Source organism: Cronobacter malonaticus LMG 23826 (genome assembly GCF_001277215.2).
In the GTDB taxonomy this organism is placed as follows: Bacteria; Pseudomonadota; Gammaproteobacteria; order Enterobacterales; family Enterobacteriaceae; genus Cronobacter; species Cronobacter malonaticus.
Window position 1 is genome coordinate 985,468 of sequence record NZ_CP013940.1, and the last position, 16,592, is coordinate 1,002,059.

Consider the following 16,592-nt stretch of genomic DNA (forward strand, 5'->3'; position numbering starts at 1 on the left):
CACGCGGTTGCGGTTGGTGGTAGTAGAGAAAACGCGGCAATTCTAACAGTCCAGGCAAACGTTTGCGAGCCCTTGTTGCGTTGAATAAAACACACTAATAAGATGACTGACTTCTGTTCGGTTGATCCCGATCAAGCCCATTACGTATGGCGCGGCCCGCAAAAAGCGGTATAATCCGGCGATTTTTTTTGTGGCTGCCATCTTGCTGGGGAGAAAGAGAATGAAGATCGTTGAAGTGAAGCACCCGCTGGTTAAACACAAGCTGGGCCTGATGCGCGAGCATGACATCAGCACCAAGCGTTTTCGTGAACTCGCCTCTGAAGTGGGCAGCCTGCTGACCTATGAAGCCACGGCGGATCTGCTGACGGAAAAAGTGACCATCGAAGGCTGGAACGGCCCGGTGGAAATCGAGCAGATCAAAGGCAAGAAAATTACCGTTGTGCCTATTCTGCGCGCCGGTCTCGGCATGATGGAAGGGGTGCTGGAGAACGTACCGAGCGCGCGCATCAGCGTGGTTGGCGTTTATCGCGATGAAGAAACCCTGGAGCCGGTGCCGTATTTCCAGAAGCTGGTTTCTAATATCGACGAGCGCATGGCGCTGGTTGTCGACCCGATGCTGGCGACAGGCGGCTCGATGATCGCCACCATCGACCTGCTGAAAAAAGCTGGCTGCACCAGCATCAAAGTGCTGGTTCTGGTTGCCGCGCCGGAAGGCATCAAGGCGCTGGAGAAAGCGCACCCGGACATTGAGCTTTATACCGCGTCTATCGACAAGGGGCTGAACGAGCACGGGTACATCATCCCGGGCCTCGGCGATGCGGGCGATAAAATATTTGGTACGAAATAAACATTAAGCCGACTTATTAGTCGGCTTTTTTTTGGTCTCACACTTAAACATCACACATCAACACTCTTGAGGAAAACGCTATGACGCGCCGTGCTATCGGGGTAAGTGAACGTCCGCCGCTCTTACAGACTATCCCGCTTAGTTTGCAGCACCTGTTCGCCATGTTTGGCGCAACTGTGCTGGTGCCCATCCTGTTTCATATCAACCCGGCCACCGTACTGCTGTTTAACGGCATCGGAACGCTGCTGTATCTCTTTATCTGTAAAGGCAAAATCCCGGCGTATCTGGGTTCAAGCTTTGCCTTTATCTCACCCGTGTTGCTGTTGTTGCCACTCGGTTATGAGATGGCACTTGGCGGGTTTATCGTCTGCGGCGCGCTGTTTTGCATCGTGGCGCTGATTGTCAAAAAAGCAGGCACCGGCTGGCTCGACGTGATGTTCCCGCCTGCGGCGATGGGCGCGATTGTCGCCGTTATCGGCCTGGAGCTTGCGGGCGTCGCCGCCAATATGGCGGGCCTGCTGCCGGCGGAAGGCCAGACGGCGGATTCTACCACTATTACGATTTCGCTGGTGACGCTGGCGGTGACGGTGTTTGGCTCGGTGCTGTTCCGTGGTTTTCTCGCGATCATCCCGATTCTTATCGGCGTGCTGGCGGGCTATGCGCTCTCCTTCGCGATGGGCGTCGTGGATACCACGCCGATTGCCAATGCCCACTGGTTCGCGCTGCCGACGTTCTACACGCCGCGCTTTGAATGGTTTGCCATCTTCACCATTCTGCCTGCGGCGCTGGTGGTAATAGCCGAGCACGTCGGGCATCTGGTGGTGACGGCGAATATCGTGAAAAAAGATCTGATCCGCGATCCGGGCCTGCACCGCTCGATGTTCGCGAACGGTTTCTCGACGATGATTTCCGGTTTCTTCGGCTCCACGCCGAACACGACCTATGGCGAAAACATCGGCGTGATGGCGATCACCCGCGTCTACAGCACCTGGGTTATCGGCGGCGCTGCGATCATCGCGATTTTGCTCTCCTGCGTTGGCAAACTGGCGGCGGCGATCCAGATTATCCCGGTACCGGTGATGGGGGGCGTTTCGCTGCTGCTGTACGGCGTGATCGGCGCTTCCGGTATTCGCGTGCTGATTGAATCCAAAGTGGATTACAGCAAGGCGCAGAACCTGATCCTGACGTCAGTCATCCTGATCATCGGCGTCAGCGGCGCGAAAGTGCATATTGGCGCGGCCGAGCTCAAAGGTATGGCGCTGGCGACGATAGTCGGCGTGGCGCTGAGCCTGATTTTCAAACTTATCAACGTATTGCGCCCGGAAGAGACGGTGCTTGACGCTGACGAGCACGAAAAATCGCCACACTGATCCGCCTGCCGGGCGGCGCTGTCCGCCCGGTTCAACAGCGAAGCGATTGTGTGATAGACTCAATGCGTTTTTTCGTATGTCCTTGAAGAGGTCCTTCTGAACACACCGGCACAGCTCTCCTTGCCGCTCTGGCTGCCCGATGACGAAACGTTTGCCAGCTTCTGGCCGGGCGACAACCCCTCTTTATTAGCCGCACTCCAGACGATGCTACGTCACGACCGCAGCGGCTACATCTATTTCTGGTCCCGGGAGGGAGGTGGGCGAAGCCATCTGCTGCATGCCGCCTGCGCTGAGCTTTCGCAACGCGGAGACGCGGTCGGTTATGTGCCGCTCGATAAACGCACCTGGTTTGTCCCGGAGGTGCTGGAGGGTATGGAGCAACTCTCGCTGGTGTGCATCGATAATATCGAATGCATCGCAGGCGATGAGCTGTGGGAAATGGCTATCTTCAATCTCTATAACCGCATTCTGGAATCGGGCAATACCCGGCTGCTCATTACCGGCGACAGGCCGCCGCGCCAGCTCAACCTGAAGCTGCCCGATCTCGCCTCGCGACTCGACTGGGGGCAAATCTACCGGCTCCAGCCGCTTTCCGATGACGATAAGCTCCAGGCGCTGCAATTGCGCGCGCGGATGCGCGGGTTCGAGCTGCCGGAAGATGTGGGGCGTTTTCTGTTAAAACGGCTCGATCGCGAAATGCGCACGCTGTTCCTGACGCTCGATCAGCTCGATCGCGCCTCGATCAGCGCCCAGCGTAAGCTGACGATCCCGTTTGTGAAAGACACGCTCGGGCTGTAAAAGCCTCGCAGAAAGAAGAACGCCGCGAGGAGTGCCCGCGGCGTTTTTTTTAGAGGATCTCCAGCACCTGTTCCGGCGGGCGCCCCAGTCGCGCTTTGCCGTGGCTAATCACAATCGGGCGCTCAATCAGTTTCGGGTTATCCACCATCGCCTGAATCAGCGCCTCTTCGCTAAGCGACGGGTCAGCCAGATTCAGTGTCTTATAGAGATCTTCTTTCGTGCGCATCAGCTCGCGCGCCTCGCTGAAACCGAGCTGGTTCAGCAGCGTTTTGATTGTCGCCGCATCCGGCGGCGTCTCCAGATACAGCACGACATCCGGCTCAATGCCGCGTTCGGTCAGCAGGCTCAGGGTTTCGCGGCTCTTTGAGCAGCGTGGGTTATGGTAAATCGTCACGTCCCGGGACATGGTCTCTCCTGTTACATTTTTTCGTAAGGGCGGAAGCGCTGTTGCAGCTGGCGGATCTGGTCGATACGGGCGTCATAACGCGCCTGTTGCAGACTGCCAAGCTTCACCTGCGAACTGGCGCTGCTGAGGAGCGTTATCGCCTGATCAAGTTTACCCAAAAGCGCCATCACTTCGGCGCGTGCCGCCAGCTCCTGATCGCGATTGCCGAGCGCCGCCTGCGCCTGCGCCAGCAGATCCCAGCCGTTGGTGTCATCCGGCCAGGTGAAGGTGTAGCGGTTGAGGATAGTCACCGCCTGCGCCGGCTGGCTGCCTTCCAGATACGCGTTAGCGAGGTTCAACTGCAACACCGGGTTGGTTTTCAGATCCGGCGCGCTTTTCAGACGGTCAATCGCCTCCTGCGCTTTGTGCTCGCCAAGCGAAATATCGGTGGCGAGGTCGAGATACCAGGCGTTGCCCGGCTGCGCGCGTAACAGCGGTTCCAGCTGCTGGCGGGCTTCGGCGAAGCGTTTATCCTGCATCGCCTGCAGGGCGCGGCCATATTGCGCGGCGTGCTGTTCACGCTGGTTGCCTTTGGCGAGTGAATCCAGAATATCGCTGGTGAGCTGGTTGCGCCCGGAGTTATACATGCCCAGCGTGCGCACTTTCGCCATGTAGAACGCTTCCGAGGATTGCGATACGACGGGGCGCATCTGGTTCGCGCGGTTACGGGCATCCGACAGACGGCTTTCCGGTAGCGGGTGAGTCAGCAGAATTTCCGGCGGGCGCGTGGAGTAGCGCGCCTGGTCGAGGAGTTTCTCAAGGAAAGTCGGCATCGCCTGCGGATCAAAACCCGAGCGTTGCAGCACCTGAATACCGATGCGGTCGGCTTCCTGTTCATTCTGTTGAGTAAACGTGATAACGCCCTGCTGCGTACCGGCGAGCGTGCCGGTCAGCGCCGCCATACCCGCCTGCGGGCTTGCCATCGCGAGCAGTATGGAGCCGAGCGCGCCGACCCAGGTGAGCGGGGCGCTGCGCTTTTGATCTTCCATCGCACGCGCCAGGTGACGCTGGGTGACGTGGGAGATTTCGTGGGCCATTACCGAGGCGAGCTGGCTTTCGTTATCGGCATAGCGGAACAGCGCCGAGTGCAGCACCACGTTGCCGCCGAAAAAGGCGAAGGCGTTAATTTCATCGTTATTAATGAGATAAAAGTGGAAAGGGGTTTTTACCGAATCGGCGTGCGAGACCAGGCGCATACCCAGCCCGTTGATATATTGCACCAGCAGCGGGTCGTTGATCAGGGGCGCGCTGCCGCGCAGCTGACGGACATAGTAATCGCCCATCTGAAGCTCCTGACCAATAGAGAGCGTGCTGCCCGCCGAGGTGCCCATATCCGGCAAACCGTCGGCCGGGTCCGCTGCAAAGGCGGGCGCAAGCGGGCCTGCCAGCATGCCGCCGATAAGCGTTGCAACCAGTGTCGTTTTCAACTGCCTGAACATAGCCTCTTTCCCGTCTGTATAGAGTCTCTTTTGACCCGCCCGGCATCGCTTTGTTCAGTCCGCGCGCCTGGCTGGGAAGTCCGTTTTACAAATGCGTCGGGAAATCATATTCATCCGGTGACGGGTTGTCTTGCGGGGGGCACAAAAATCACGGTCTTTTTTGTGACATTTCGATACAATTCGCCCTCACGCCCGTGCCGTAACCCGTAAGGGAAGGTTTTTTATGCTTGAAATGTTAACCCAGTGGTATCGTCGTCGCTTCAGCGATCCGGAGGCGATAGCGCTGCTGGCGATTCTGGTCGCCGGTTTTTGTATCCTCTTCTTCCTGCATGGTTTGCTGGCACCGCTGCTGGTCGCTATCGTCCTCGCTTATCTGCTGGAGTGGCCGACGTCGCGGCTGCAGCGCATCGGCTGTTCGCGCGGCCTTGCCGCAACGCTGGTGCTGGTGCTCTTTATCGGTATTGTGCTGGTGATGGCGTTTGTCGTGGTGCCGGTGGCCTGGCAGCAGGGGATTTACCTGATCCGCGATATTCCCGGCATGCTCAATAAGCTCTCCGATTTTGCGGCGACGCTGCCGAAGCGCTTTCCGGCGCTGATGGACGCGGGCATTATCGACGCCATCGCCGAAAATATGCGCACCCGCATCATCACGCTTGGCGATTCCGTCGTGAAATATTCGCTCGCCTCGCTGGTGGGGCTGCTGACGCTCGCCATCTACCTGATTCTGGTGCCGCTGATGGTGTTCTTTTTAGTCAAAGATAAAGAACAACTGCTGAACGCGGTGCGGCGTGTGCTGCCGCGTAACCGCGGTCTCGCAGGACAGGTGTGGGTGGAGATGAACCAGCAGATCACCAATTATATTCGCGGCAAAGTGCTGGAGATGATTGTGGTCGGCGTCGCGACCTGGATAGGCTTCCTGATTTTCGGCCTTAACTACTCGCTGTTGCTGGCGGTGCTGGTCGGCATCTCTGTACTGATTCCGTATATCGGCGCGTTTATGGTGACTATCCCGGTCGTGTGCGTGGCGCTGTTTCAGTTCGGCATGGGCACGGAGTTCTGGAGCTGCTTTGCGGTCTATCTGATCATTCAGGGGCTGGATGGCAACGTGCTGGTGCCGGTGCTGTTCTCCGAAGCGGTCAATCTGCATCCACTGGTGATTATTCTCTCGGTGGTGATTTTCGGGGGGCTGTGGGGCTTCTGGGGGATTTTCTTCGCCATTCCGCTGGCGACGCTGATTAAAGCGGTGGTTCACGCCTGGCCGGAAACCACGCCGACGGCACAAGAGTAACGTCATACGGGCCGGGCAGGCGTTACGCCTCCCGGCAATTTGTCTTCAGGCGTGTTCTTTCAGCCAGGCCAGCACCACATCGTGGTGATTACTGGTTTTGAAATCGTTGAACACATGCTCGATTTTTCCTTCGGCATCGATCAAAAAGCTGATGCGATGAATGCCGTCGTAGGTTTTCCCCATAAAGGATTTTTCACCCCAGACGCCAAACTGGTCGCTCACCTGATGATCTTCATCCGAGAGCAGCGTGAAATTAAGCAGCTCTTTTTCAGCGAAACGCGAGAGCTTTTCAGGTTTGTCGGTGCTGATGCCCAGCACTTCCACACCCGCTTTTTTCAGGTCATCCATATTATCGCGCAGCCCGCATGCCTGGACGGTGCAGCCCGGCGTCATGGCTTTGGGATAGAAATAAACCAGAACACGCTGTCCCTGGAAGTCGGTCAAATTTACTTGTTCACCGTCCTGATCGGGCAAGCTAAATTTCGGTGCGATATCACCGGCTTTCAGTGGATTCATCACTACACTCCATCCTGTTCATCTTGCTGTGGATAATTAACCACGCTAATAGTGCCTTGCGCGCCCAGCTCTGTACAGAGTTGACGGAAAGGCTGTTCGATAATCGTCGCATCCTGTGTAGCCGGACTGTGCGCCGTTATCTGAATATAGAGCTGTGCGGACTTATTTTCCTGCGCAGGCTGCGTGCGCGAGATAAGTTCAGCGATATTCATATCGTGGGAATGGAACAGCTCGGTGAAGCGCTCAATAAGGTGTGGCGAGTCTTCCACCTCGACCTGCACCCAGACGGACGCCGGCATCGCCTGGCGCGGGCGGGCGGTGGTGCGTTTCATCACAATCAGCAAATCCAGCTCGGCGCCCTTGAGCGGCAGCGTGGATTCAATCAGCGTAATCGCGTTCCAGCTCCCGGACAGCAGCATGATGAACGTGAACTCCTCTCCCAGCATCGCCAGACGGCTATCTTCGATATTGCAGCCGCAACTGCTGACATGGCGGGTGATAGTGTTAACGATACCCGAGCGGTCGGCTCCCAGCGCGGTAATCACCAGATAATGGGGGGATGAGGATGTCAAACCTGTGCTTCCTGTTGAAACGATGAATTATTCCTTAGGAAACCATAAAAAAATCCGCCATACAACCGCATAGCGCGCCCTGGCCGCTTGCTTTTATTACGGCACCAAACGTACCATTGAGGCTCTTGTTTGCACAGAGGATGGCCAATGTTCACGGGAAGTATTGTCGCGCTTATCACGCCGATGGATGAAAAAGGTAATGTCTGCCGGGCGAGCCTGAAAAAACTGATTGATTACCATGTCGCTAATGGAACGTCGGCGATTGTATCGGTAGGGACGACCGGGGAATCCGCTACGCTTAGCCATGACGAACATGCTGACGTGGTGATGATGACGCTGGAACTTGCCGACGGCCGCATCCCGGTTATCGCAGGCACGGGCGCGAACGCCACTTCCGAGGCCATCAGCCTGACTCAGCGTTTCAACGACAGCGGCATCGCAGGCTGTCTGACCGTTACGCCGTATTACAACCGTCCGACCCAGGAAGGCCTGTTCCAGCATTTTAAAGCTATCGCGGAGCATACCGACCTGCCGCAGATCCTCTATAATGTGCCGTCCCGTACCGGTTGCGATATGCTGCCGGAGACCGTGGGCCGTCTGTCGAAAATTAAAAATATTGTCGGTGTCAAAGAAGCGACCGGGAACTTAAGCCGCGTTCATCTGATCAAAGAGCTGGTCAGTGATGATTTCGCGCTGTTAAGCGGCGACGACGCCACAGCGATGGATTTCATGCAGCTTGGCGGTCACGGGGTGATTTCTGTTACCACCAACGTCGCGGCGCGCGATATGGCCGATATGTGCCGGCTCGCGGCGGAAGGGAAGTTTGACGATGCGCGCATCATCAATCGTCGCCTGATGCCTTTGCACCATAAATTATTTGTCGAACCCAATCCTGTCCCGGTGAAATGGGCCTGTAAGGAGTTGGGACTTGTGGCGACCGATACGCTGCGCCTGCCAATGACGCCGATTACCGATGCCGGTCGCGACATTGTTGGCTCCGCGCTTAAGCATGCCGGCCTGCTGTAAAGTTTAGGGAGATTTGATGGCTTACTCAGTACAGAAGTCGCGTGTGGCGAAAGTAGCAACCGTATCGCTGGTGATGCTGCTCGCCGCCTGTAGTTCCGATTCGCGCTACAAGCGTCAGGTGAGCGGCGATGAGTCCTATCTGGACGCGGCTCCGCTGGCAGAACTGCACGCGCCGGCCGGTATGATCCTGCCGGTGCAGAACGGCGACTATAACATCCCGACCCCGCTTACCAACGGCCCGGTTGGCAAACAGCTTGATATTCGCCCGCCCACGCAGCCGCTGGCGCTGGTCAGCGGCGCGCGTACGCAGTTCACGGGTGATACCGCCACGCTGCTGCTGGAAAGTGGCCGCAACGGTGCGCTCTGGCCGCAGGTGGTCAGCGTCGTACAGTCGCTCAACTACACCATTGAAAAACGCGACGACGCCGCTCAGACGCTCAACACCGACTGGGTACAGTGGAACCGCGCCGATGAAGACCAACAGTATCGTGGTCGCTATCAGGTCAGCGTGAAGCCGCAAGGCTATCAGCAGGCGCTGGTGGTGAAGCTCGTCAATCTTGAGCAGGATGGCAAACCGGTGGCGGATACTGCCTCATTGCAGCGTTACAGCGCCGAAATGCTGAACGCGATCGCCTCCGGTCTTGATAAAAACGAAACCGCGCGCCAGAACGCCGCCGACAACCGCAGCGCGTCGCAAATCGACGTGACCAGCGGTTCCGACGATGTTGGCCTGCCGGTACTGGTGGTGCGCGCGCCGTTCAACGCCGTGTGGAACCGCCTGCCGGATACGCTCGCCAAAGTGGGCATGAAAGTGACCGACTCCACCCGTTCAACGGGCAGCGTCGCCGTGACCTACAAAGCGCTGTCTGACAGCGACTGGCAGGCGCTGGGCGCACGCGATCCGGGCCTCTCTAACGGCGATTACAAACTTCAGGTCGGCGATCTCGACAACCGCACCAGCCTGCAGTTTATCGACCCGAAAGGCCATACGCTGACCCAGTCGCAGAACGATGCGCTGGTCGCCGCCTTCCAGGCTGCATTCAGCAAGTAATACGCAGGGCCGGATCACTCCGGCCCTTTTTTCTGTGGTAGACGCAAACGTGTGCGTCGCCGGAAAATGGCAAGTTTTGTGATAAATCCTCAGGCCGCGCGAGCGGTCACCACACCTGGAGTAATAAAGATGCAAAAGCAAGCTGAGTTGTATCGTGGCAAAGCGAAAACCGTATACAGCACGGAAAATCCGGATCTGTTGGTGCTCGAGTTCCGCAATGATACGTCAGCAGGCGACGGCGCCCGCATTGAGCAGTTTGACCGTAAGGGAATGGTGAACAACAAGTTTAACTATTTCATCATGAGCAAACTGGCCGAAGCGGGTATCCCGACGCAAATGGAACGGCTGCTTTCTGATACCGAAGCGCTGGTGAAAAAGCTCGATATGGTGCCGGTGGAGTGCGTTATCCGCAACCGCGCGGCGGGATCGCTGGTGAAGCGTCTCGGCATTGAAGAGGGCATCGAACTCAATCCGCCGCTGTTCGATCTGTTCCTGAAAAACGACGCGATGCACGACCCGATGGTTAACGAATCCTACTGCGAAACCTTCGGCTGGGTGAGCCAGGAAAACCTCGCGCGCATGAAAGAGCTGACCTACAAAGCCAACGATGTGCTGAAAAAGCTCTTTGACGACGCGGGGCTCATTCTGGTCGACTTCAAGCTGGAGTTTGGTCTTTTCAACGGCGAAGTGACGCTGGGCGATGAGTTCTCGCCGGACGGCGCGCGTCTGTGGGATAAACAAACCATGGACAAAATGGACAAAGACCGCTTCCGTCAGAGCCTGGGCGGCCTTATCGAAGCCTATGAAGAAGTCGCGCGCCGTCTTGGCGTGAATCTCGACTAACCGCTTTTTCCTTCGCATTTCGCAGGGTATGGCTTTCATACCCTGCGCCTTCCCCCGTTTTCTTATGGTAAAGCGCGCCTGAACCACCTACGATCATTATCATAAAAATTGAGAGTGATGAGGTCAGAGTATGCGTTGGCAAGGACGTCGCGAAAGCGACAACGTTGAAGACAGAAGAAACAGCAGTTCGCCGATGATGGGCGGGCGCGGATTCCGCCTGCCTGCCGGGAAGGGCGGGCTGGTACTGCTGGTGGTGGTCGTCGTCGCGAGTTATTACGGTGTCGATCTCACCGGGCTTCTCACCGGCGGCGCGCCGGTCAGCCAGCAGGCGTCGCGCTCCATCAGCCCGAACGAAGACGAAGCGGCGAAATTCACCTCGGTTATTCTCGGCACCACCGAAGAGAGCTGGGGCCAGCAGTTCCAGAAAATGGGCCGTACTTATCAGGAGCCGAAACTGGTGATGTACCGCGGTGCCACCCGCACCGGCTGCGGCACCGGCCAGTCGGTGATGGGCCCGTTCTACTGCCCGGCGGACAGCACCGTGTATATCGATCTCTCCTTCTATGACGAAATGAAAGAGAAACTTGGCGCGGGCGGCGATTTCGCGCAGGGCTACGTCATCGCTCACGAAGTGGGCCACCATGTGCAGAAGCTGCTCGGCATTGAGCCGAAAGTGCGTCAGCTTCAGCAAAACGCCTCTCAGACCGAAGTGAACCGCCTCTCGGTGCGCCTGGAGTTACAGGCGGACTGTTTTGCGGGCGTCTGGGGCAATGCGATGCAGAAAGAGGGCGTGCTGGAAACCGGCGATTTGCAGGAGGCGCTGAACGCCGCGCAGGCGATCGGCGATGACCGCCTTCAGCAGCAGAGCCAGGGGCGCGTGGTACCGGACAGCTTTACCCACGGCACATCCGAGCAGCGTTATAGCTGGTTTAAACGCGGTTTTGACAGCGGCGACCCGGCCCAGTGCAACACCTTTGGCAATGCGCTGTAACGCAGGCAGGCTGACGTGAATGAAAGCTTCGCCACGCTGACGGCGCAGATGGCGGCGGCGGGCATTCGTCGCCTGCTGGTGCTAAGCGGCGATGAGTTCTGGTGCTCGCAGCAGGCGCAACAGCTGGCGAATGCTCTCCCTGGCGACTGGCTGTGGGTAGGCACCGCGCCGGAGATGGCGCTCAAAGGCGCGCCTGGCGCTATCAATACGCTGCTCGGGCGCGAATACCTGCATGCGGTCTTTGACGCCCGCAGCGGTTTTGACGCCGCGGCGTTTGCCGCGCTCGCCGGCACGTTGAAAGCCGGCAGCTGGCTGGTGCTGCTGGCACCACCGTGGAAGGCCTGGCCCGCGCGCGTGGATAACGACTCCTGCCGCTGGAGCGACAGCCGGGAGCCCATCGCCACCCCGCATTTTATTCATCATCTTCAGCGGCTTTTTCTTGATGATCCGGACGTGATTTGCTGGCGTCAGGAGCAGCCGTTACCGTTAAGCCCGTCTGCGCCGCGCCCACGCTGGCACCCGGCCTGCGGCGAGCCGCAGCAGGAGCAGGCGCGGCTACTGGATGAGCTGTTAACCACCACTAATGGCGTGACGGCAATCACCGCCGCGCGCGGTCGCGGCAAATCGGCCCTCGCCGGCATGTTTATTCGCGCGCTGCCGGGCAGAGCGCTGGTAACCGCGCCGTCGCGCGCCTCGGCGGACGTTATCGCCGTACACGCGGGCGAGAAATTTGTCTTCATGGCACCAGACGCGCTGCTGGCTGCGCTTGAGGATGGCACGCTCACTCCCTGCGACTGGCTGGTCATTGATGAAGCCGCGGCGCTCCCGGGCCCGGTGCTGCAAAAGCTGGTGCGGGCGTTTCCCGCCACGCTTCTGACCAGTACCGTGCAGGGCTATGAAGGCACCGGGCGCGGTTTCTTGCTGAAATTCTGCGCGGGCATCGACGGCCTGCGCTACCGCACGCTGAGTACGCCGGTGCGCTGGGCGCAGGACGATCCGCTGGAGCGGCTGGTCAGTCAGGCGCTGCTGTTTGACGATGACGATTTTGCGCACACGCCCGCAGGCGACGTTCGCTTTTATCCGGTTTATCAGGACGATTGGCACACCCGGCCCGATCGCGCGGCCGCGCTGTATCGGCTGCTGGCAGGCGCTCACTATCGCACCTCGCCGCTCGATCTGCGCCGGATGATGGATGCGCCGAATCAATCTTTCATCGCCGCCGAAGCGGGCGGCGAGGCCGTCGGCGCGCTGTGGTTAGTGGCGGAAGGCGGTCTTGATACGGCGCTGAGCCAGGCGGTGTGGGCCGGTTATCGCCGTCCGCGCGGCAACCTGGTGGCGCAGTCGCTGGCGGCGCACGGCGGCGATCCGCTCGCGGCCACGCTTGTTGGTCTTCGCGTTAGCCGCGTGGCGGTGCATCCGGGTCGCCAGCGTGAAGGCACCGGACGCCAGTTGATTGAGCAGGCGCGCGCGCAGGCGCCTGACGGCTGTGATTATCTTTCCGTGAGTTTTGGTTATACGCCTGCGCTGTGGCGCTTCTGGCAGCGCTGCGGTTTTACGCTGGTGCGTTTTGGCAGCCATCGCGAGGCCAGCAGCGGCTGCTATAACGCGATGGCGCTCGTGGCGCTGAGTGAGGCGGGCGCGCGGCTTGTGCGTGAAGAACACCAGCGGCTGGGGCGCGATGCGGCGATGCTTCAGCGCTGGGTGGATGAAACGCTGCCGCTAACGCCCGTCCCCCAGGCTACCCTTAATGATGATGACTGGTTAGCGCTCGCGGGATTCGCGTTCGCGCATCGTCCGCTGGAAACCTCTTTCGGTCCGCTCTACCGGCTGCTTGAGGCGAGCCCGCAGACGTTGCAGGCGCTGCGCGGGCGGCTGGAGCTGCAAATGCCGGTGGACGCGCTCTGCCGTAAGCTCGGGCTTTCCGGGCGTAAAGCGTTGCTCGCCGCGCTGCGTCAGGAAACCGCGCTGGCGCTGGATTCGCTTGATGCGCCGCGTGCCGCGACCTTAAACGCGCAACTTATGCAATGGCAATTTTTCCACTAAGTCCATCAATGAATTGCGATGGTCATCTGTTCAGGCCGGCGTAAACTGGCTGTAACCCATGAAGGAGAGTGCCATGAGACATGATCATTTTGTGGTTCAGAGCCCTGAACTGCCTGCCAGACAACTGCTGCTGCTGTTCCACGGCGTCGGGGATAACCCGGTGGCCATGGGCGAAATAGGCAGCTATTTCGCGCCGCTGTTCCCGGATGCGCTGGTGGTGAGCGTGGGCGGCCCTGCGCCGAGCGGTCCGGCACCGGGAAGAGAGTGGTTTTCCGTGCAGGGCGTCACCGAATCCAACCGCCAGCAGCGGGTGGATGAGATAATGCCTACATTCATCGACACCGTGCGCCACTGGCAGCGTGAAAGCGGCGTCGGCCCGGCCGCCACAGCGCTGATCGGCTTTTCACAGGGCGCGATTATGGTGCTGGAAGGGGTAAAAGCCGCGCCTGGCCTGGCTTCTCGCGTCATCGCGTTTAACGGACGCTTCGCTGAGCTGCCGACGGCGGCGACAACCGCCACCACGGTGCATCTGATCCACGGCGAAGAGGATGAAGTGATCGATTCCCGCTACGCTCAGGCGGCGGCGGATGCGCTGCTGCGCGCCGGTGGCGACGTCACGCTCGACATCGTTGAGGATCTGGGGCATGCAATCGATAACCGCAGCATGCAATTAGCGCTCGATCATCTGCGCTATACCGTGCCGAAGCACTATTTTGATGAGGCGTTAAGCGGCGGTAAGCCTGGCGATGACGATGTGATTCAGATGATGTAACGCGGGGGGCTCCGTCAGGCGGGCTGCCTGACGGAGAGGCTGGAGAGAATAAGCAGGCGCTTACTTCTTCTTCGGCCAGTCGTCTTCGTCGTCCCACTTATCGTTAAAATCGCGGTGGGGCGGGAGTTCCGGGCGGTTGTCCATAAACTTCTTATGATCCACCCGTTTTAAATCTTTAATCACGTTCAGCAGGACGCCGAGCAGAAACACCAGCACCAGCACCCACCAATATTTTCCAAGCCATTCCATGACGTTATCCTCGTCTTGAGAGCGCGCGTCAGGCGACGAGCTGCTCCATAATGCGTTGATACATACGAGCCAGCAGCTGCAGGTCGGACGCTTTCACGCATTCGTTAATCTTGTGAATCGTCGCGTTGACCGGCCCAAGCTCAACCACCTGCGCGCCCATGCGGGCGATAAAGCGTCCGTCGGACGTGCCGCCGGTGGTCAGCAGTTGCGGTTTAATTTCATTATAGTGGTGAACGGCGTTCACCACCGCATCGACCAGTTTACCGCGCGCGGTTAAGAACGGCTGGCCAGAGAGCCACCAGTCCAGCGTATAGCGCAGCTGATATTTCTCAAGCAGCGCCACCACGCGCTGTTTAATCATCTCGTCGGTCAGCTCGGTGCTGAAGCGGAAGTTAAACTGCACATGGAGATCGCCCGGAATCACGTTATTGCTGCCGGTGCCCGCCTGAATATTGGCGATCTGCATGCTGGTGGGCGGGAAAAATTCATTGCCGCGATCCCACTCAATACCGACCAGCTCATTGAGCATCGGCGCGGCGCGGTGTACCGGGTTATCCGCCAGATGCGGGTACGCCACGTGGCCCTGCACGCCGTGAATGGTCAGGTTGCAGGTGAGCGAGCCGCGACGGCCGTTTTTCACCACATCGCCGACCACTTCGCTGCTGGAAGGCTCGCCCACCAGGCAGTAATCGAGACGTTCGCCGCGCGCCATCAGCGCTTCGACCACTTTCACGGTGCCGTTGGTGGCGCTCGCTTCTTCATCAGAGGTGATCAGAAATGCCAGACGCCCGCGATGGTGCGGATGCTGCGCCACAAAACGCTCCGCCGCGACAACCATCGCCGCCAGGGAGCCTTTCATGTCCGCCGCGCCGCGGCCAAACAGCATCCCGTCACGAATGGTCGGTTCAAACGGCGGATTGATCCAACGATCGACATCGCCCGCCGGCACCACATCGGTATGCCCCGCGAAGGCCAGCGTTTCGCCGGTTCCTCGCCATGCCCAGAAGTTCTGCGTGTCGCCAATATTCATCGGCTCTACCGTAAACCCTACCGCACGCAGCCGCTCGATCAGCAGCGCCTGGCAGCCCGCGTCATCGGGGCTAAGAGAAGGGCGACGAATAAGCTGCTGCGTCAGCTCAATAACCGGGCAAGACATAACACTAGACCTCGTTAAAATAGTGCTGGTAAGTGGATTCGCTAAAACCAAGCAGCATAGGCTTACCCGGCGCGCAGAGCAATGGTCGTTTGATGATTGCCGGCATTTCCAGCATCAGCGCGGCCGCGCTGTCGGCGTCGGTAATCGTCGCGCGTTGCGCCTCGTCGAGCTTGCGCCAGGTGGTGCCGCGGGTATTCAGCAACGCCTCCCAGCCCAGCTCTGCGATAAATTTATGCATTAATTGTGCATCAAGGCCGTCGGCGCGGTAGTCGTGAAATTGATAATCTACGTGATTATTTTCAAGCCAGCGGCGGGCTTTTTTGATGGTGTCGCAGTTTTTTATGCCGTACATCACGACCATAATTGAATCCTTTTGTCCAAAACCGGTTCAGTTAAACAAATTATCCGAACAGATAATAGGGTAAATAATAGCCTGCTAATATAACGTATCACTGACAATTATGGTTAGCGTATATATCCCTGTTCGTGCATTTTGAATAATTTTTCATCGGTGGCGCACACCATTCCGCTGGTTAATTCGCGGAATTGATATTTTTTATAAAAAGCGACCTTATCTAAAACTGCATAGATAAAAACTTTACCAAAAGGTAAAAGCGTTGCGAGGATCTCGTCCATTAATTGATTCCCGAATCCCCGGCCCTGGTAATCGGGATCGACAACAATATCGGCGACGTAACTGGACCATGTCAGATCGCTAATCGCATGCGCGGTCGCGACCAGCTTTCCCTCGTGAAATCCGTACCAGCAGAAGGTGCTATTGCGGTAGCAGCGTTCGACCTCCTGCGGGTCACGCGCGCCCAGCCCTGCGCGTTCAATTAGCGTCGCCAGCGCCTGCCAGTCGGGCGTTTCATGGTTTTGATTTGTGATGATGCGCATGCCAGGTTGCCTCTTTTTCAGTAAAAATTTCCCGAATATTGCCAGCCGTCACACAACAGAAAACTTATCCTCGTCATATTGAACTGTAAGCCGATAAGAAATACATGAGGGAGGCTTATCAATTCGATTGGTTAAATTGTCTTCACTCCGCGTCATTATTTTTGTACCATGCAAACAATAATAAGAGAGGTCATTATGATTGAACATGAACTGGGGAACTGGAAAGATTTTATTGAAGCGATGCTTCGTAAATAAGTCCAGCAATAAGCAAGAGCACATCGCTTTAATA

Annotated in this window: 19 protein-coding genes; 11 read left to right on the plus strand and 8 right to left on the minus strand. The window is 58.1% G+C overall.

The genetic code is table 11. From position 1 onward, the window contains the following. The first annotated feature begins 220 nt into the window (after window positions 1–220). The 3 genes from upp (at window position 221) to AFK66_RS04525 (ending at window position 3,015) form a co-directional block, all read left to right on the plus strand. Window positions 221–847 (plus strand): uracil phosphoribosyltransferase, encoded by a 627-nt coding sequence (gene upp / locus AFK66_RS04515; RefSeq protein ID WP_007763150.1) that lies wholly within the window; start codon window positions 221–223, stop codon window positions 845–847. A gap of 80 nt (window positions 848–927) precedes the next feature. After that, window positions 928–2,217 (plus strand): uracil permease, encoded by a 1,290-nt coding sequence (gene uraA / locus AFK66_RS04520; protein WP_004386993.1) that lies wholly within the window; start codon window positions 928–930, stop codon window positions 2,215–2,217. A 96-nt stretch (window positions 2,218–2,313) separates the two neighbouring features. Next, a complete protein-coding gene (locus AFK66_RS04525) occupies window positions 2,314–3,015 on the plus strand; it encodes a DnaA inactivator Hda (RefSeq protein ID WP_015742072.1) in 702 nt (233 codons plus the stop codon). Between the two features lie 49 nt (window positions 3,016–3,064). Here the strand turns inward: AFK66_RS04525 and arsC are convergent, their stop codons facing one another. Next, window positions 3,065–3,421, minus strand: coding sequence for an arsenate reductase (glutaredoxin) (gene arsC, locus AFK66_RS04530; RefSeq protein ID WP_007777177.1), 357 nt, complete (start codon window positions 3,419–3,421; stop codon window positions 3,065–3,067). 11 nt (window positions 3,422–3,432) lie between these two features. After that, window positions 3,433–4,899, minus strand: a complete 1,467-nt coding sequence (gene bepA / locus AFK66_RS04535; protein WP_007777174.1) for a beta-barrel assembly-enhancing protease — start codon at window positions 4,897–4,899, stop codon at window positions 3,433–3,435. Window positions 4,900–5,122: 223 nt separating this feature from the next. Between bepA and AFK66_RS04540 the strand changes: the two genes are divergently transcribed. Further along, window positions 5,123–6,187: an AI-2E family transporter gene (locus tag AFK66_RS04540; RefSeq protein ID WP_007777171.1), complete on the plus strand. Its 1,065-nt coding sequence runs from the start codon at window positions 5,123–5,125 to the stop codon at window positions 6,185–6,187. Between the two features lie 45 nt (window positions 6,188–6,232). On the opposite strand, the gene bcp is transcribed toward AFK66_RS04540, so the two are convergent. Both bcp and AFK66_RS04550 read right to left on the minus strand, forming a co-directional pair. After that, window positions 6,233–6,703, minus strand: a complete 471-nt coding sequence (bcp, locus tag AFK66_RS04545) for a thioredoxin-dependent thiol peroxidase (protein ID WP_004386998.1) — start codon at window positions 6,701–6,703, stop codon at window positions 6,233–6,235. 2 nt (window positions 6,704–6,705) lie between these two features. Continuing rightward, window positions 6,706–7,275: a glycine cleavage system transcriptional repressor gene (locus AFK66_RS04550; protein ID WP_032982399.1), complete on the minus strand. Its 570-nt coding sequence runs from the start codon at window positions 7,273–7,275 to the stop codon at window positions 6,706–6,708. Window positions 7,276–7,422: 147 nt separating this feature from the next. On the opposite strand from AFK66_RS04550, the gene dapA reads away from it, so the two are divergent. From dapA to ypfH, 6 genes are all read left to right on the plus strand, one after another. Continuing rightward, window positions 7,423–8,301: a 4-hydroxy-tetrahydrodipicolinate synthase gene (gene dapA / locus AFK66_RS04555; protein ID WP_023898209.1), complete on the plus strand. Its 879-nt coding sequence runs from the start codon at window positions 7,423–7,425 to the stop codon at window positions 8,299–8,301. 16 nt (window positions 8,302–8,317) lie between these two features. Continuing rightward, window positions 8,318–9,352: an outer membrane protein assembly factor BamC gene (bamC, locus tag AFK66_RS04560; protein WP_032983620.1), complete on the plus strand. Its 1,035-nt coding sequence runs from the start codon at window positions 8,318–8,320 to the stop codon at window positions 9,350–9,352. Between the two features lie 129 nt (window positions 9,353–9,481). Then, window positions 9,482–10,195 (plus strand): phosphoribosylaminoimidazolesuccinocarboxamide synthase, encoded by a 714-nt coding sequence (gene purC / locus AFK66_RS04565; protein ID WP_007700471.1) that lies wholly within the window; start codon window positions 9,482–9,484, stop codon window positions 10,193–10,195. Between the two features lie 130 nt (window positions 10,196–10,325). After that, window positions 10,326–11,186, plus strand: coding sequence for a KPN_02809 family neutral zinc metallopeptidase (gene ypfJ, locus AFK66_RS04570; RefSeq protein ID WP_023898212.1), 861 nt, complete (start codon window positions 10,326–10,328; stop codon window positions 11,184–11,186). Window positions 11,187–11,234: 48 nt separating this feature from the next. Then, complete coding sequence (locus AFK66_RS04575; protein ID WP_050500592.1) at window positions 11,235–13,229, plus strand: tRNA(Met) cytidine acetyltransferase TmcA; 1,995 nt, start codon at window positions 11,235–11,237, stop codon at window positions 13,227–13,229. 73 nt (window positions 13,230–13,302) lie between these two features. Continuing rightward, window positions 13,303–14,001: an esterase gene (ypfH, locus tag AFK66_RS04580; protein ID WP_007777149.1), complete on the plus strand. Its 699-nt coding sequence runs from the start codon at window positions 13,303–13,305 to the stop codon at window positions 13,999–14,001. 60 nt (window positions 14,002–14,061) lie between these two features. Here the strand turns inward: ypfH and AFK66_RS04585 are convergent, their stop codons facing one another. The 4 genes from AFK66_RS04585 to AFK66_RS04600 all read right to left on the minus strand — a co-directional run bounded on the left by AFK66_RS04585 (window position 14,062) and on the right by AFK66_RS04600 (window position 16,303). Further along, window positions 14,062–14,250, minus strand: coding sequence for a YpfN family protein (locus AFK66_RS04585; protein ID WP_007700459.1), 189 nt, complete (start codon window positions 14,248–14,250; stop codon window positions 14,062–14,064). Window positions 14,251–14,278: 28 nt separating this feature from the next. After that, a complete protein-coding gene (gene dapE / locus AFK66_RS04590; RefSeq protein ID WP_023898216.1) occupies window positions 14,279–15,406 on the minus strand; it encodes a succinyl-diaminopimelate desuccinylase in 1,128 nt (375 codons plus the stop codon). Between the two features lie 4 nt (window positions 15,407–15,410). Next, window positions 15,411–15,767 carry an ArsC family reductase gene (locus AFK66_RS04595; protein ID WP_023898218.1) on the minus strand — a complete coding sequence of 119 codons (357 nt, stop codon included), beginning with the start codon at window positions 15,765–15,767 and terminating at the stop codon, window positions 15,411–15,413. A gap of 104 nt (window positions 15,768–15,871) precedes the next feature. Continuing rightward, a complete protein-coding gene (locus tag AFK66_RS04600; protein WP_007777145.1) occupies window positions 15,872–16,303 on the minus strand; it encodes a GNAT family N-acetyltransferase in 432 nt (143 codons plus the stop codon). Between the two features lie 195 nt (window positions 16,304–16,498). Here AFK66_RS04600 and ypfM point away from each other — a divergent pair, with 195 nt between their 5' ends. Further along, on the plus strand, window positions 16,499–16,558 hold the full coding sequence (ypfM, locus tag AFK66_RS22240; protein WP_100207200.1) for a protein YpfM: 60 nt from the start codon (window positions 16,499–16,501) through the stop codon (window positions 16,556–16,558). The last annotated feature ends 34 nt before the right edge of the window (window positions 16,559–16,592 follow it).

Coding starts and splice junctions, on each gene's coding strand:
- upp (WP_007763150.1), top strand. CDS start 221: ATGAAGATCGTTGAAGTGAAGCACCCGCTGGTTAAACACAAGCTGGGC.
- uraA (WP_004386993.1), top strand. CDS start 928: ATGACGCGCCGTGCTATCGGGGTAAGTGAACGTCCGCCGCTCTTACAG.
- arsC (WP_007777177.1), bottom strand. CDS start 3,421: ATGTCCCGGGACGTGACGATTTACCATAACCCACGCTGCTCAAAGAGC.
- bepA (WP_007777174.1), bottom strand. CDS start 4,899: ATGTTCAGGCAGTTGAAAACGACACTGGTTGCAACGCTTATCGGCGGC.
- AFK66_RS04540 (WP_007777171.1), top strand. CDS start 5,123: ATGCTTGAAATGTTAACCCAGTGGTATCGTCGTCGCTTCAGCGATCCG.
- bcp (WP_004386998.1), bottom strand. CDS start 6,703: ATGAATCCACTGAAAGCCGGTGATATCGCACCGAAATTTAGCTTGCCC.
- dapA (WP_023898209.1), top strand. CDS start 7,423: ATGTTCACGGGAAGTATTGTCGCGCTTATCACGCCGATGGATGAAAAA.
- bamC (WP_032983620.1), top strand. CDS start 8,318: ATGGCTTACTCAGTACAGAAGTCGCGTGTGGCGAAAGTAGCAACCGTA.
- purC (WP_007700471.1), top strand. CDS start 9,482: ATGCAAAAGCAAGCTGAGTTGTATCGTGGCAAAGCGAAAACCGTATAC.
- ypfJ (WP_023898212.1), top strand. CDS start 10,326: ATGCGTTGGCAAGGACGTCGCGAAAGCGACAACGTTGAAGACAGAAGA.
- AFK66_RS04575 (WP_050500592.1), top strand. CDS start 11,235: ATGGCGGCGGCGGGCATTCGTCGCCTGCTGGTGCTAAGCGGCGATGAG.
- ypfH (WP_007777149.1), top strand. CDS start 13,303: ATGAGACATGATCATTTTGTGGTTCAGAGCCCTGAACTGCCTGCCAGA.
- AFK66_RS04585 (WP_007700459.1), bottom strand. CDS start 14,250: ATGGAATGGCTTGGAAAATATTGGTGGGTGCTGGTGCTGGTGTTTCTG.
- dapE (WP_023898216.1), bottom strand. CDS start 15,406: ATGTCTTGCCCGGTTATTGAGCTGACGCAGCAGCTTATTCGTCGCCCT.
- AFK66_RS04595 (WP_023898218.1), bottom strand. CDS start 15,767: ATGGTCGTGATGTACGGCATAAAAAACTGCGACACCATCAAAAAAGCC.
- AFK66_RS04600 (WP_007777145.1), bottom strand. CDS start 16,303: ATGCGCATCATCACAAATCAAAACCATGAAACGCCCGACTGGCAGGCG.